This window comes from Pseudomonas sp. P1_A1 (assembly GCF_056406935.1).
The window spans coordinates 88,841-104,223 of the sequence record NZ_JBFTZE010000013.1; the positions used below are offsets into that span (position 1 = coordinate 88,841).

General features: G+C 60.2%; 9 protein-coding genes. 7 read left to right on the forward strand and 2 right to left on the reverse strand.

What is annotated here, in order from left to right:
- Window positions 1-217: 217 nt before the first annotated feature.
- Entirely contained in the window at window positions 218-2,656 is a 2,439-nt protein-coding gene (locus tag AC1D2Q_RS19700) for a Lon protease family protein (protein WP_477814254.1), read from the reverse strand.
- Window positions 2,657-2,931: 275 nt separating this feature from the next.
- On the opposite strand from AC1D2Q_RS19700, the gene AC1D2Q_RS19705 reads away from it, so the two are divergent.
- The 4 genes from AC1D2Q_RS19705 (at window position 2,932) to AC1D2Q_RS19720 (ending at window position 6,387) form a co-directional block, all read left to right on the forward strand.
- The gene (locus AC1D2Q_RS19705) at window positions 2,932-3,420 is read left to right on the forward strand and encodes a DUF3015 domain-containing protein (RefSeq protein WP_018925873.1); all 489 of its coding nucleotides are present in this window, start codon (window positions 2,932-2,934) and stop codon (window positions 3,418-3,420) included.
- A gap of 107 nt (window positions 3,421-3,527) precedes the next feature.
- Window positions 3,528-5,381, forward strand: coding sequence for an Lnb N-terminal periplasmic domain-containing protein (locus AC1D2Q_RS19710; protein WP_477814255.1), 1,854 nt, complete (start codon window positions 3,528-3,530; stop codon window positions 5,379-5,381).
- 84 nt (window positions 5,382-5,465) lie between these two features.
- Window positions 5,466-5,822, forward strand: a complete 357-nt coding sequence (locus AC1D2Q_RS19715; protein WP_477814256.1) for a hypothetical protein — start codon at window positions 5,466-5,468, stop codon at window positions 5,820-5,822.
- 70 nt (window positions 5,823-5,892) lie between these two features.
- Window positions 5,893-6,387, forward strand: coding sequence for a GreA/GreB family elongation factor (locus tag AC1D2Q_RS19720; RefSeq protein ID WP_019581276.1), 495 nt, complete (start codon window positions 5,893-5,895; stop codon window positions 6,385-6,387).
- 97 nt (window positions 6,388-6,484) lie between these two features.
- Here AC1D2Q_RS19720 and ettA read toward each other — a convergent pair whose 3' ends face one another.
- A complete protein-coding gene (gene ettA, locus AC1D2Q_RS19725) occupies window positions 6,485-8,149 on the reverse strand; it encodes an energy-dependent translational throttle protein EttA (RefSeq protein WP_018925869.1) in 1,665 nt (554 codons plus the stop codon).
- 278 nt (window positions 8,150-8,427) lie between these two features.
- Here ettA and AC1D2Q_RS19730 point away from each other — a divergent pair, with 278 nt between their 5' ends.
- The 3 genes from AC1D2Q_RS19730 (at window position 8,428) to AC1D2Q_RS19740 (ending at window position 15,352) form a co-directional block, all read left to right on the forward strand.
- A complete protein-coding gene (locus AC1D2Q_RS19730; protein WP_477814257.1) occupies window positions 8,428-12,276 on the forward strand; it encodes a sensor domain-containing protein in 3,849 nt (1,282 codons plus the stop codon).
- Between the two features lie 253 nt (window positions 12,277-12,529).
- The gene (glyA, locus tag AC1D2Q_RS19735) at window positions 12,530-13,783 is read left to right on the forward strand and encodes a serine hydroxymethyltransferase (protein ID WP_477814258.1); all 1,254 of its coding nucleotides are present in this window, start codon (window positions 12,530-12,532) and stop codon (window positions 13,781-13,783) included.
- Between the two features lie 255 nt (window positions 13,784-14,038).
- Complete coding sequence (locus tag AC1D2Q_RS19740; RefSeq protein ID WP_018925865.1) at window positions 14,039-15,352, forward strand: C4-dicarboxylate transporter DctA; 1,314 nt, start codon at window positions 14,039-14,041, stop codon at window positions 15,350-15,352.
- Window positions 15,353-15,383 lie beyond the last annotated feature (31 nt).

The following is a 15,383-nucleotide window of genomic DNA, read 5'->3' on the forward strand; positions in this document are numbered from 1 at the left end:
TCCTTGAGCAGAGAATAGAAGAAAAGTTCAGCTCGCACGCGGCCCGTAGCCAGAAGGCGCCGAGTGGTCGCCGTGCAAATATTGACGCCAGAGATGTGACGAAATGCTAATCCTTTGAGGATCGCATTTCGCTGAAAAGATCGCAGCCTGCGGCAGCTCCTACGCCGAACGCGTTTCCCTGTAGGAACTGCGGAAGGCTGTGATCTTTTGCTTCACATCAGGCCGGTTTGACTTCCAGCAATGCTTCCTGCGCCAACTCCTTTTCGGCCTCCTTGAGGTCTTCGTCGCTGACCATTTCCGCGATCACCCGCAAGCGTTCCACCACCCGCGCGTTGACGCTGCCCTCGGGAAAGTCGCCATTCTCATCCGGCGTACCGGCCGGCTCGCCGACCAGCAGGCTCAGGGCTTCGTCGGCCTGGCGCACCGCGTAGACATGGAACTGCCCCGCGCGCACCGCCGCCAGCACCTTCTCGTCAAGCATCAGCGTGGCGACGTTGGCCTGAGGAATGATCGCTCCCTGCTCGCCCGTCAGGCCGCGAGCCTCGCAGAGCCGGAAGAAGCCTTCGATCTTCTCGTTGACCCCGCCTACCGCCTGCACTTCACCGAATTGGTTGATCGAACCGGTAATCGCAAAGCACTGCTTGAGTGGAGTTTTCGACAAAGCCGAGATCAGCGTGCAGGCCTCGCCCAACGATGCGCTGTCACCGTCGACATAACCGTAGGACTGCTCCAGGGCGATGCTTGCGGAAATCGCCAACGGGAATTCCTGGGCATAGCGGCTGCCTAGGTACCCGGTGAGGATCATCACGCCTTTGGAGTGAATCGGCTGGCCGAGGTTGACCTCGCGCTCGATGTCGACGATGCCGCTGCCGCCCGGATACACCGTGGCGGAAATCCGCGCCGGTATCCCGAAGGCCGAATCGCCGACTTCCAGGACCGTCAGCCCGTTGCACTTGCCGACCGCCGCGCCATCGGTGTCGATCAGAATGATCCCGGCCAGCATGTCATCGAGAATCCGCGCCGAAACGCGCCCGGTACGGGTGGCCTTGGCCTTGAGCGCACGCTCGATGTGCCCGGCGTCAGTCATCTCGTCACCCGCCAGGTGGCGAATGAAATCTGCCTCGCTGACCAGTTGGAACAGATCGCCGATCCGCGCCGACAAGCGTCCCTGATGCTCGGCCAGACGTGCGCTGTAAGTCGCCAGGCGCGCCACCGCATCGGCGGTCAGCGGCGCCATGCCTTCTTCCGAGGTACGGGTTTTGAGTAGCTGGGCGAACTGCTCCAGGCTTTCGTCGACCATCGGAATGTCTTCGTCGAAATCCACCAGGACGCGGAACATCTCCTGGAAGTCCGGATCGAGGTCTTGCAGCGTGTAGTAGAGCTGCCGGGCGCCGATGATCACGACTTTGACCTGCAACGGAATGTGTTGCGGCGTCAGCGTCACGGTGGCCAGACGGCCCAGCTCACCCAGTGGCGATTCCATTTTCAGCTTGCGCGATTGCAAGGCACGCTTGAGCGCATCCCACACGAATGGCTCGCTGAGCATTTTTTCCGCTTCGAGGATCAGGAAACCGCCGTTGGCCCGGTGCAAAGCACCCGGTCGCAGCTGCCGATAGGTGGTATAGAGCGCGCCCTGATCGGTGCTGTATTCGATGCGGCCGAACAGGTTGTCGTAGGTCGGGTGCGGCTCGAACACCACCGGCGCACCGCCGCTGTGCGGATGCCCGACCACCAGGCTCGGGGCGTATTGCTCCTCAAGCAATTTGCGGGCGATGGCGTCGGTCTTGCTGTCGTCCACCAGTTGCTCGACCACCGTTTTAAGCAGGTACACCTGCATCGCTTGCAAATAACCGCAAACGCCTGCGTTTTCCGCGTACTTTTCCGACAGCGGCGCCAGCAATGGCTGCAAGGCCAGGGTGATGGTTTCTTCGTTGAGCTGGCGCAGCTGATTGCTCGATTCGCGCTTCCATTGCGGCAGGCTGGCGAGCTCTTCGTTCAACCGCTCTTCGAGCCCGGAAATGTCATCATGAAAGCGCTCGCGCTCGGCTTCCGGCAACTGGGCGAATTCCGCCTCATCCAGGGCCTTGCCTTCGCTCATCGGGGTGAAGGCAATATTGCTGCTGTCGCGGTAGAGCGCGACGTCTTTCTCCAGCGCCAGACGCTCGATCACATCCAGCGCACGGTCATAACGCTGGTTGAAGGCGCGATCGATGGCGCTCTTCTTCTGCTGGTAAGACGGGTGCTCGAATACTGCCGGAAAGGTCGCCAGCAGGTTGTCGATCAAGCCATTGATGTCACCGATAAAGGCGCCAGCGGTACCCGACGGCAACTCCAGGGCGCGAGGCTCGCGCGGTTCATCGAAATTATTGACGTAGACCCAATCGGCCGGGGTCTGCAGGCGTTTGCCTTCGGCCTTGAGGTAGCGTTTGACGAACGAAAACCGGCCGGTGCCGGGCTCGCCCATGACAAATACGTTGTAACCGGGGCGTGGCATGGCCACACCGAACTGCAAGGCTTCGACCGCACGTTCCTGGCCAAGCACACCGCGGAAGGGCTCCAGATCATTGGTGGTAGAGAAGCTGAACTGTTCAGCGGAAAACGGACGGGTCAGCGCTTCAGGCGCTAGACGCAAGCTGGCAGCAACAGGATCAGGCATCGGGCTTCCTTACATCAGGCGGGGCAGATAACGGCATTCTGGCGCTGCCCGTACCCACTGGCAAGGCGCACCTCAAGCCAAAGCTTAGACAAGCCCCCATCCTCGGGCCGCGCGGGTCAAAATCAAGGTTTTCAGGGAATGTTTCGCAAAAAATCACGGAACCCCTGGAACCTGCCTAAACTCCAAACTGCGCGGCTGGAACGAATAACCGGCCCACTGGCACCATTAGGGGCCAGCACCCTGTCCATTGGTATGCACACAAAGAGAACATAGCTATGAAACGGATTCTTCTTGGTACTCTCTTCACCGTTGTATCCATCAACGCCATGGCTCAGGCGCCAGGCGGTCCGGACTGCGGTTGGGGCAACATGCTGTTCGAAGGTCAGCGTGGCACCCCGGCACACTTCCTGGCATCCACCACCAACGGCACCTCAGGTAACGCAACTTTCGGCATGACCTCCGGTACCAACGGTTGCTCGACCAATGCGGCGCTGACCTATGGCGGCAAATCCTGGATTGCCATGAATGGCATGATGAACGAGCTGTCCGAAGACATGGCTAAAGGTCAGGGTGAAGCGCTGACCACTTACGCCGTGGTACTGGGTGTGGCGCCGGAAGACCGTGCGCACTTTGCCGCCGTGACCCATCAGCACTTCCAGCAAATTTTCAGCAAAGCTGATGTGACCGCTGAGGATGTGCATACCAATACCCTGGCCGTATTGAAGAACGATCCTCGTCTGGCCAAGTACGCCACTCAAGCTTAAGCTCGACCCGTCCCGCTCTCTTTGGGGAGCGGGTTTTATTTTTTGACCCTGGCCCTTTTTCGCCTGCCTCTTTGGGTCTTTGTTTCTTTCGACTTAAGTTGCTCACTATGCTCAAACGCCTTGCCTGGCTGGCGCTCTGTGTCTGCGCCCCGCTGTCCGCCGCGCCTCACATCGACAATCAACGTTTGCAGCAACTGGCCAACGACCCCTTCTGGATTTCCCTGGGTCATTACGAAACCGCCAAGCTCGGTGGCTGGCGCAGCTATGTCAGCGACAAAAAATTCTTTGTTGCCCCCGACGGCAACGAACACCCCGACCGTGAACTGGCGGCGACCGTACAGGCGTTGTATGCCCCGGCCAGTGCCGGCGAGCAGCATGCGCAATGCGTCTACCCGGCCCGTACTCGCTGGCTCAAGGCGCAACTTGAGCTGACGGATCTGCCGTCGCTGGACTGTGCTGAATTCAAGCAATGGTTCAAGGACGTTTCCCCCCACAGCGCGGTGATGATTTTCCCGGCCGCCTACCTGAACAGCCCGTCGTCGATGTTCGGCCATACCTTGCTGCGCATCGATCAGGCCGATGTGCAGCGCGACAAGACCTCGCTGCTCAGTTACGCGATCAACTTCGGCGCCTACATCGAAGGGTCGGACAACAGCATTTTGTACGCGTGGAAAGGCCTGATGGGTGGTTATCCAGGGCTGTTTGCGCTGGTGCCCTATCAGGAAAAACTCTCGGAATACCGTAGCCTCGAAAACCGCGACCTGTGGGAATACCGCTTGAACCTGACCCAGCAGGAAACCGAGCGCATGGTCGAGCATGTCTGGGAGCTCAAGCAGATCCAGTTCGACTACTTCTTCTTCGATGAAAACTGCTCCTATCGCCTGCTTGAGCTGCTGCAGGTGGCGCGGCCGGGCCTGAAGCTGACCGAGCAATTCCCGTTGACCGCCATTCCCACCGACACCGTCAAAGCGGTGAAACAGGCCGGGCTGGTGGAGTCGATCGAATATCGCCCGTCCCGCGAGCGTGAACTGCTGAGCCGCGCGCAGCCGTTGACCGATGAAGAGCAGCAGTGGGTGCTGAAAATCAGCGCCGATCAGAAGCAATTGCAGGAACCGGCGTTCAAGGCGCAACCGCGCGAGCGTCAGACGTTGATCATCGATGCGGCCTATCGTCTGGAGCGTTATCGCGCCAACGGTCAGGAACGTGACTCGCAACGGGCTCAGCGCAGTTTCGAATTACTGCGCGCGATCAATCAAAACCCGCCTCCGGAACTCGCCATCGCGCGACCAGGCTTGCCCGAGGACGGCCACGAGTCCCGCACCTGGCAGGCCGGCATCGGCACCCGGGGTGACAAAGCCTTCGGCGAATATGGCCTGCGCATGGCCTACCACGACCTCAACGACAACGCCGAAAGCTTCCCCCTTGGCGCGCAGATCGAAATCCTGCAGATGAAACTGCGCCAATACGAAGGCAATCACTGGCAGTTGCAGCAACTGGACCTGGCGACGATCCGCTCCCTGACCCCGCGCAACGCGCTGTTGCAGCCGCTGTCGTGGCAAGTCACCGGCGGCCTGGAGCGTGTGCCGGGCAAGCATGATGACGAAACCCTGGTCAGTCATGTCAACGGCGGCGGCGGCGGGACCTGGCAACTGAGCGACGACATGCTCGGGTTCGCCTTGGGCACTGTGCGCGTGGAGCACAACAACGACTTCGCGGGCTTCATTGCCCCGGCAGCGGGCTTCAACAGCGGTCTGCTGTGGAAAAACCCGCTGGGAAATTTCAGCCTGGAGGCCAAGGGCGATTATTTCACCAATGGCGAAGTGCGCCGGAGCATGAGCCTGAATCAGCAGTGGGAATTGTCGCGTAACCTCGGTTTGCGCCTGAGTGCCCAACGCGAATTCAGCCACTTGGCATCACCTGAAAACGAAGTGATGCTTGAAGTGAAGTGGTATCACTATTGATCTTTTGACCTTTCTTTCACTCCCATCCGACAAATCCGCTTCTAGACTTCCCCTATAGGCCGTTGAACGGCCCTGGAGTCCGAGATGTGGCGTTGCGTGGGTGTGTTGGGGTTATCGGTCCTGATCACAGGGTGTCAGTCAACCCACGAGGATCTGATCGCCAAGGGGTATCCGCCGGCGTTCGCCGATGGCTTCGATGACGGTTGCAGCAGTGGTCGACAAGCCGCCGGGGCGATTACCGGTGAATTTCGCAAAAACGTCCCACGCTACCTCAAGGACAAGCAATACGCCGAAGGCTGGACCGATGGCTTGCGTCAATGCCAGGCCATGCGGGAAAGCGAGGATCGCAACGAGTACAGGGAACGCCATTGGGATGAGCGCGAACGGGCCTGGCAACGAGAGAAAGACCGGGACGCCGCGCGAGCCTATCGCTCGCAATAAGTCGTTTACAGACATTCGTCGAAACTTAAAGCACGCGACCATGGCCCAAACCCTATAACGGGAGAACAACATGAGTCGCGCCTTCGTCAATGAAGATAACGCCGCTGCGCAAGCCGACCTGCCAGTCGAACGACAGGTCAGCGCGCAGCCCAATTACGTCACACCCGCCGGGCTCGCGCAGCTTCAGGCGAAAGTCGCCGCGCTGCAAAGCCTGCTCGACGAGGAAAGCGCCAAAGGTGACCTGGCCGACAAGCAGCGCCAGGCTGACCTTGATCGCGACTGGCGCTACTTCAAGCAGCGCCTGCAAAGTGCGCAGGTGGTTGCACCAGCCTCCTCCACCGACAAAGTGCAGATTGGCAATTGGGTAACTTTTGCCGACGAACACGATCACGAGCAGCGCGTGCAATTGGTTGGAGAAGACCAGGCGGATGCCGCCCATGGGTTGATCAATTGGAGTTCGCCGCTGGGACGGGCGTTGCTGGGTGCGCACGTGGGCGATGAAGTGTCGTGGAAACGCCCGGCGGGGGATTTGGTGATTGAGGTGCTGGCCATAGAGATTGGGTGACCCGAAGCCGCCTTCGCGGGCAAGCCTCGGTCTTACTGAGCGCCCATAAAAAAAAGGAGCCTCGAAAGGCTCCGTTTTTTATGCGACCAACCTGAAATCAGGCCAGTTTCTTGTGCCGTACCCGGTGCGGCTGGGAGGCCGCTTCACCGAGGCGTTTCTTGCGATCGGCTTCGTACTCGGTGTAGTTGCCTTCGAAGAACACCGCTTGCGAGTCGTCTTCGTACGCCAGGATGTGAGTCGCGACGCGGTCAAGGAACCACCGATCGTGAGAGATCACAATGGCGGCGCCCGGGAAGTCCAGCAAGGCTTCTTCCAGGGAACGCAGGGTTTCAACGTCGAGGTCGTTGGACGGTTCGTCGAGCAGCAGGACGTTGCCGCCCTCTTTCAGGGTCAGGGCCAGGTGCAAGCGACCACGCTCACCGCCGGACAGGTCCTTGACGAACTTCTGCTGATCGCCACCCTTGAAGTTGAAACGACCGACGTAGGTACGCGATGGGATCTCGTAGTTGCCGATGCGAATCTGGTCGGAACCGTCGGAGATCTGCTGGAACACAGTCTTGCTGCCATCCAGGTCTTCACGGCTCTGGTCGACGCACGCCAGTTGCACGGTTTCGCCGACTTCGATGCTGCCCGAATCCGGCGTTTCCTTGCCCATCAGCATGCGGAACAGGGTCGATTTACCGGCACCGTTACCACCGATCACGCCAACGATGGCGCCTTTAGGCATGGAGAACGACAGGTTGTCGATCAGCACGCGATCGCCGTAGCCCTTGGTGACGTTCTTGAACTCGATAACCTTGTCGCCCAGGCGTGGACCGGCCGGGATGTAGATCTCGTTGGTTTCGCTGCGCTTCTGGAATTCCTGCGATTGCATTTCTTCGAAGCGTTGCAGACGAGCCTTGGACTTGGACTGGCGGGCCTTGGCGCCTTTGCGCACCCACTCCAGTTCCTCCTTCATGGCCTTTTCGTGAGCCGATTGCTGCTTGGATTCGGCCGCCAGACGATCGGACTTGGCTTCGAGCCAACCCGAATAGTTGCCCTCGTACGGGATACCGGCGCCGCGGTCGAGTTCGAGGATCCAGCCGGCAACGTTGTCCAGGAAGTAACGGTCGTGCGTGATCGCAACCACGGTGCCCGGGAAATCGTGCAGGAAGTGCTCCAGCCAGGCGACGGAGTCGGCGTCCAGGTGGTTGGTTGGTTCGTCGAGCAGCAGCATGTCCGGGGCGGACAGCAGCAGGCGGCACAGGGCCACACGACGTTTTTCACCACCGGAAAGATGTTCAACCCTGGCATCCCAGGCCGGCAGACGCAGCGCATCGGCGGCGACTTCCAGTTGACGATCCAGGTTGTGGCCATCGCTGGCCTGCAGGATGGCTTCAAGTTTGGCTTGCTCTGCAGCCAGCTTGTCGAAGTCGGCATCCGGATCGGCGTAGGCCGCGTAGACCTCGTCCAGACGCGCCTGGGCGTCCTTGATCACGCTGACCGCTTCCTCGACCACTTCACGCACGGTCTTGGTCGGGTCCAGGATCGGTTCTTGCGGCAGGTAGCCGATGTTCAGGTCCGGCATCGGACGGGCTTCGCCGTCGAACTCGGTGTCGACGCCTGCCATGATTTTCAGCAGCGTGGACTTACCCGAACCGTTGAGACCGAGGACGCCGATTTTGGCGCCGGGGAAGAACGACAGCGAAATGTTTTTCAGGATTTCCCGCTTCGGCGGAACAACTTTGCCCAGCCGATGCATGGTGAAGACGTATTGAGCCATGGAGAACCTAGGGTCAGTGACTGATGAATGATTGGAGCGCAGGCGATGCCCGGCCAGGCCATGCGCGTCGTTCGTTTGATGGGTATCAAGGCGGCGCGCTGAAAAAACCTAGGAGCTGGAACGCTCCCGCGTAACCGGCAAAGCTACCTCATTGACAGAAGTCAGTCCAGCCGAGCGGGGCTGGCACTTCGCCACAACTCAAGGCATGCTAGCCGCCCTTCGGGCGTCCGGCTTATAGTGCACGCCGCGCCAGTCCAGCCAAACCGCAGGATTACAGTTTGTCCAATGTCACTCCGCCACCGTCCGCGAGCGTGCTCACCCCTGGGCTCGGCTCGCCCCTGCGCGGAAGCTTGAAGGGCGCGCTGGCGACTCTCGTACTGTTGTTGCTCGCACTGCTGTTCTGGCAGTTGCTGGATCAACTGCGCGAAACCCAGAAAAACCAGCGCCAGTACACCATCGACTACACCGCCGACCTGGCTTCGCAAGTCAGCCTCAACATGGCGCTCAACGCCCAGATCGCCCTTAATCTGCTACCGATCGTCGAACAACCGCAAAGCGCCGACGAACAGCAGGCGTTGCTGCGCAAACTGCAACAATCGCTGCCCGACCTGCGCAGCCTGGCGCTGCTCAGCCCCTCCGGGAAAGTCCTGAGTGACAGCGCCGTCGACAGCCAGGACGCCAACTACCTGAGCGAACTGGTCCAGCGCAGTCGCGCCCAGGCCCACTATTTCAGCAATGCCGATGACGGCTCGGTGGTGCACCTGCTCCTGCATCAGGCCAGCGGCAGCACGCGCGGCTACTGGGCCCTGCGCCTGACACCGACATTTTTTTCTTCATTGACCAAACAGGGCGACGCCGGCCTTCGCCCCCTGTGGCTGGTGGAAAACCGCATCAATCATCAGATCATCAGTCGCGATGACGCCCTGCCTTCAGCCAAACCCGCGGCGCTGACACCCGACGAACTGACCAACAGCGTATTGATCGTCCCCCTGAGCAGCAGCGACTGGCAACTGCGCGGGCTGTTTGACCGGCAACGGGTGATCGAACAAATGCTGCCGGCGTTCATCGGCAAATGCCTTCTGGGCCTGGCGTTCTCGCTGTTACCGTTCATCGCTTTGCTGAACATTCGTCGCCGCCAACGCCAACTGCATGAAGGCCGCCGACGCTATCAGGACATCTTCGAAGGCACCGGTGTTGCCCTGTGCGTGCTGGACCTGTCCGGGCTCAAAAGTTTTTTCGACAAGGCGCAACTCACCAGCAGCGAACAGCTGAGAACCTGGCTCGAGATACCGGAGCAACGCCAGCAACTGTTGCAGGAACTGCGCATCACCGAGGTCAACCAGGTCGCCCTGCAACTGCTCAATGTCAATTCCTGTGAGCAGGCCTGGAAACTGCTGATCAACGGCTGCCCGCTGGACTGCACGGCCATCGGCAATCAAGTGCTCGAAGCGGTGCTCCACCAGCAGAAACAGCTTGAGCTGGAAATCAAGCTTCAGGACGCCAATGGCCGCGACCAGCACTTGTGGCTCGTGCTGCGCCTGCCGGAAGATCAGCCCGACTATAGAGCGGTGATCCTGAGCATCAGCGACATCACCAGCCGCAAACTCATCGAGCTCTCGCTGCTGGAGCGCGAAGGATTCTGGTCCGATGTGGTGCGTACCGTGCCGGATCACCTATATGTGCAAGACGTGATCAGCCAGCGGATGATCTTCAGCAACCATCACCTGGGGCAGACGCTGGGTTACAACCGCACCGAGCTGCACCAGATGGGCGAGTACTTCTGGGAAATCCTCTTGCACCCGGAGGACGCCGACTACTACCACCGCTCGCGCCAGTCCCAGCGTCAGGCGGGTTACACCCAATTGCTGCAGTGCCAGCTGCGTTTCCGCCATCGCGATGGCAAATGGCGGCGTTTCGATATTCGCGAACAGGCCCTGGCGCGGGACAAGCACGATCAGGTCACGCGCATCATCGGCGTGGCCAAGGACATCACCGAGCAGATCGAAGCCAGTGAATCCCTGCGCGACAGCGAGCAGCGCTACCGGATGCTCGCAGAAAGTATCAGCGACGTGATTTTTTCCACTGACAGCAAGATGGCGCTCAATTACGTCAGCCCTTCGGTGCAAGCGGTGCTGGGCTTCGACGCCGACTGGATATTCCAGAACGGCTGGCAATCGACCATCGCCAACCCGCAACAACTGAGCGGCATCTACAGCCTGATGGACCGGATCAGCAAAGCGCTGGATAAACCCGATCAACTGACGCTGCTGCGCAGTCAGGTGCAGACCCAACTGTTTTTGTTCGACTGCCTGCGGGCCGACGGACGCAAGATCCCTATCGAGCTGCGTCTGGTGTTGGTCTGGGACGAACACGGCGCCTTCGAAGGCGTGCTCGGGGTCGGTCGCGACATCAGCCAGCAACGCCGGGCCGAGAAAGACCTGCGCATGGCGGCCACGGTATTCGAGCACTCGACCTCGGCGATTCTGATTACTGACCCGGCCGGCTACATCGTCCAGGCCAACGAGGCCTTCAGTCGCGTCAGCGGCTATGCGGTGTCCCAGGTGCTCGATCAGTTGCCGAACATGCTCACCGTCGACGAGCAGCAGGAAACTCATCTGCGCTACGTGCTCAAGCAGTTGCATCAGCACAGCACCTGGGAAGGCGAAGTCTGGCTCAAGCGTCGCAACGGCGAGCACTACCCGGCCTGGGTCGGGATTACGGCGGTGCTCGACGACGAAGGCGATCTGGCCAGTTATGTGTGTTTCTTCAGCGACATCAGCGAACGCAAGGCCAGTGAGCAACGGATTCACCGCCTCGCCTATTACGACGCCCTGACCCACCTGCCCAACCGCACGCTGTTCCAGGATCGCCTGCACACCGCGCTGCAATCGGCCGAACGGCAGAAGTCCTGGGTGGTGCTGATGTTCCTCGACCTGGACCGCTTCAAGCCGATCAACGACTCCCTGGGCCATGCCGCCGGCGACCGCATGCTCAAGGAAATGGCCACGCGCCTGCTCGGCTGCGTCGACGATGACGACACCGTGGCGCGCATGGGCGGTGATGAGTTCACATTGCTGCTGCAACCCCGGGTCAACCGCGACATCGCGCTGAACCGAGCCATTCACGTGGCCGAACAGATCCTCGCCAGCCTGGTGAAGCCGTTCGTGCTCGAAGGCCGCGAGTTCTTCGTCACCGCCAGTATCGGCATCGCCCTGAGCCCTCAGGACGGTAGCGAACTCAGTCAGCTGATGAAGAACGCCGACACCGCGATGTACCACGCCAAGGAGCGCGGCAAGAACAACTTCCAGTTCTATCAGGCCGACATGAACGCCAGCGCCCTGGAGCGTCTGGAGCTGGAAAGCGACTTGCGCCACGCCCTGGAGCAAAACGAATTCGTGCTGTACTACCAGCCGCAATTCAGCGGCGACGGCAAACGCCTGACCGGTGCCGAAGCCCTGCTGCGCTGGCGCCACCCGCGCCGTGGCCTGGTGCCGCCGGGGGACTTCATTCCGGTGCTCGAAGAGCTCGGGCTGGTGGTGGATGTCGGCGACTGGGTGATCGGTGAGGCTTGCCGTCAGCTCAAGACCTGGCACCTGACCAAGGTGCGGGTGCCGAAGGTCTCGGTGAATATTTCGGCCCGGCAGTTCTCCGACGGGCAACTCGGCACGCGGATCGCCACCATTCTCAAGGAAACCGGCCTGCCACCGGCGTGCCTGGAGCTGGAGCTGACCGAAAGTATCCTGATGCGCGAAGTCAGCGAGGCGATGCAGATCCTCGCCGGACTGAAAAACCTCGGCCTGAGCATTGCGGTCGATGACTTCGGCACCGGTTATTCATCGCTCAACTACCTCAAGCAATTCCCGATCGATGTGCTGAAAATCGACCGCACCTTCGTTGATGGCTTGCCGTCGGGCGAGCAGGATGCGCAGATTGCCCGGGCGATCATCGCCATGGCCCACAGCCTCAATCTGGCGGTAATCGCCGAGGGCGTAGAAACCCACGAACAGCTCGACTTCCTGCGCGAGCATGGTTGCGATGAGGTTCAGGGCTACCTGTTCGGCCGTCCGATGCCGGCCGGCCGGTTCGAAGCGCAGTTCAGCAATGATGCGTTGTTCATGTTCGACTGACTGATCGTTCCCACGCTCTGCGTGGGAACGCAGCCCGTGACGCTCCGCGTCACATGCCAAAGCGGACGCAGAGCGTCCAATGAGGCATTCCCACGCAGAGCGTGGGAACGATCACCTGACACTGGCCAGCCCAGACACCGTAAATCCTGCGCATGAACACCACTTGTCTGCGACATGATGTCCTTTCATATGCCATCTAAAAGCGGTTGGGTTAGAATGCCCCCCTTTTCTGCCCCGATCCTTGAGGACCGCCATGTTCAGCCGTGATTTGACTATTGCCAAGTTCGACGCCGACCTTTTTGCCGCCATGGAGCAAGAAGCTCAGCGCCAGGAAGAACACATTGAGCTGATCGCTTCGGAAAACTACACCAGCCCTGCGGTGATGGAAGCTCAAGGCTCGGTACTGACCAACAAGTACGCCGAAGGTTACCCGGGCAAGCGCTACTACGGTGGTTGCGAGTTCGTCGACGTGGTTGAGCAACTGGCCATCGACCGTGCAAAAGAACTGTTCGGCGCCGATTACGCCAACGTTCAGCCGCACGCCGGCTCGCAAGCCAACAGCGCCGTTTACCTGGCCCTGCTGCAAGCGGGCGACACCATCCTGGGCATGAGCCTGGCTCACGGCGGTCACCTGACCCACGGTGCCAGCGTTTCGTCCTCCGGCAAGCTGTACAACGCCGTTCAGTACGGCATCGACGCCAATGGCCTGATCGACTACGACGAAGTCGAGCGCCTGGYCGTTGAGCACAAGCCGAAAATGATCGTGGCCGGTTTCTCTGCCTACTCGCAGATTCTGGACTTCCCACGCTTCCGCGCTATCGCTGACAAGGTCGGTGCGTACCTGTTCGTCGACATGGCCCACGTGGCTGGTCTGGTCGCCGCTGGCGTCTACCCGAACCCGGTACCTTTCGCTGACGTGGTGACCACCACCACCCACAAGACCCTGCGCGGTCCACGTGGCGGCCTGATCCTGGCTCGCGCCAACGCCGACATCGAGAAGAAGCTGAACTCCGCAGTATTCCCGGGTGCCCAGGGCGGCCCGCTGGAGCACGTGATCGCTGCCAAGGCGATCTGCTTCAAGGAAGCGCTGCAGCCTGAGTTCAAGGCCTACCAGCAACAAGTGGTGAAAAACGCCCAGGCCATGGCCGGCGTATTCATCGAGCGCGGTTTCGACGTGGTGTCGGGCGGTACTCAGAACCACCTGTTCCTGCTGTCGCTGATCAAGCAGGAAATCTCCGGTAAAGACGCCGACGCTGCGCTGGGCAAAGCGTTCATCACCGTGAACAAGAACTCGGTACCGAACGATCCACGCTCCCCGTTCGTCACCTCCGGCCTGCGTTTCGGTACCCCGGCTGTGACCACTCGCGGCTTCAAGGAAGCAGAGTGCAAAGAGCTGGCCGGCTGGATCTGCGACATCCTGGCTGACCTGAACAACGAGGCGGTGATCGATGCCGTTCGCGAGAAGGTCAAGGCCATCTGCAAGAAACTGCCGGTGTACGGCGCTTAATTGCCCCGCTAAACCGCAGCAATGAAAAAACCGGCCAGTGATGGCCGGTTTTTTTTCGTCCGCCATAAAGATCAATGAGGGTTGGCACCACTGGTCAGACCGGTCATGCCAATTTTGCTGCGTCCTCTTGTCATCCTGAAAAAATCCAGCGTAGACTGCGCCTGAACTGGACATACCGGTAAGACCACAATAATTAAGTCCTGAATCTGATGCGCTTGGCGCACGGCAGCCAGGACACCGACCAGGATTCCTCCCATGCTCAGATGGTGCTCGCGTTCAATCTTCCTTCAAGTGGTTCTCGGACTGGTGCTCGGCATCGTCTGCGGGCTGACCCTTCCCGAATACTCCGCCCAACTCAAACCCCTTGGCGACGGCTTCATCAAACTGATCAAGATGCTTATTGGCCTGATCGTGTTTTGCGTGGTGGTCAGCGGCATCAGCGGTGCCGGTGACCTGAAGAAGGTCGGACGCATCGGCCTCAAATCGGTCATCTACTTCGAAATACTGACCACCATCGCCCTGGTGATCGGCCTGGTGTTCGCCTTCACAACCGGCATCGGCAGCGGCGCGAACATTCATCTGGAGCAGCTCTCCGCCGCCGACATGGGCGACATCGCCCAGCGCGGTCAGCACATGCACACCACCACGCAGTTCCTGATGGACCTGATTCCGACCTCGGTGATCGGCGCCTTCGCCGACAACAACATCCTGCAAGTCCTGCTGTTTTCGGTGCTGTTCGGCAGCGCGTTGAATCTGGTGGGTGAAGCGGCGTCGGGTATTTCCCGGCTGATCAACGAGCTGAGCCATGTGATCTTCCGCATCATGGGCATGATCGTGCGCCTGGCGCCGATCGGCGTGTTCGGCGCCATCGCCTTCACCACCAGCAAATATGGCCTGGACTCGCTGCAACACCTGGGCAGCCTGGTCGGCCTGTTTTACCTGACCTGCGCGGCCTTCGTGGCGCTGATTCTCGGCCTGGTGATGCGCCTCTCGGGCCTGCGGATGTGGCCACTGCTCAAGTACCTGCGCGAAGAACTGCTGATCGTCATGGGCACCGCTTCTTCCGACGCCGTGCTGCCACAAATCATGCGCAAGCTTGAGCATCTGGGCATCGGCAGCTCCACGGTCGGGCTGGTGATTCCGACCGGGTATTCGTTCAACCTTGATGGTTTTTCGATCTACCTGACCCTGGCCATTGTGTTCATCGCCAATGCCACCGGCACACCGCTGGCCATGACTGACCTGCTGACGATTCTGCTGGTGTCACTGATCACCTCCAAAGGCGCCCACGGAATTCCCGGCTCGGCGCTGGTGATTCTCGCCGCCACCCTGACCGCGATCCCGGCAATTCCGGTGGTGGGCCTGGTGCTGGTGCTGGCGGTGGACTGGTTCATGGGCATCGGTCGGGCACTGACCAATTTGATTGGTAACTGCGTCGCCACGGTGGCCATCGCCCGCTGGGAAAAGGACATCGATATCCAACGGGCAAACAAAGTGCTGTCCGGCCAGGTGGGATACACCTTCCAGCCGAGAAAACCGGTGGTCCCGGCGCATCAGCAGGAATTTTAAACAACGTGTGCCTGCCCACGGGCAGGCACAT

What these genes read in the sequence shown, in the direction of transcription:
- AC1D2Q_RS19705 (WP_018925873.1), top strand. Translation starts at nt 2,932, where the DNA reads ATGAAACGGATTCTTCTTGGTACTCTCTTCACCGTTGTATCCATCAAC.
- AC1D2Q_RS19700 (WP_477814254.1), bottom strand. Translation starts at nt 2,656, where the DNA reads ATGCCTGATCCTGTTGCTGCCAGCTTGCGTCTAGCGCCTGAAGCGCTG.
- AC1D2Q_RS19710 (WP_477814255.1), top strand. Translation starts at nt 3,528, where the DNA reads ATGCTCAAACGCCTTGCCTGGCTGGCGCTCTGTGTCTGCGCCCCGCTG.
- AC1D2Q_RS19720 (WP_019581276.1), top strand. Translation starts at nt 5,893, where the DNA reads ATGAGTCGCGCCTTCGTCAATGAAGATAACGCCGCTGCGCAAGCCGAC.
- ettA (WP_018925869.1), bottom strand. Translation starts at nt 8,149, where the DNA reads ATGGCTCAATACGTCTTCACCATGCATCGGCTGGGCAAAGTTGTTCCG.
- AC1D2Q_RS19715 (WP_477814256.1), top strand. Translation starts at nt 5,466, where the DNA reads ATGTGGCGTTGCGTGGGTGTGTTGGGGTTATCGGTCCTGATCACAGGG.
- AC1D2Q_RS19740 (WP_018925865.1), top strand. Translation starts at nt 14,039, where the DNA reads ATGCTCAGATGGTGCTCGCGTTCAATCTTCCTTCAAGTGGTTCTCGGA.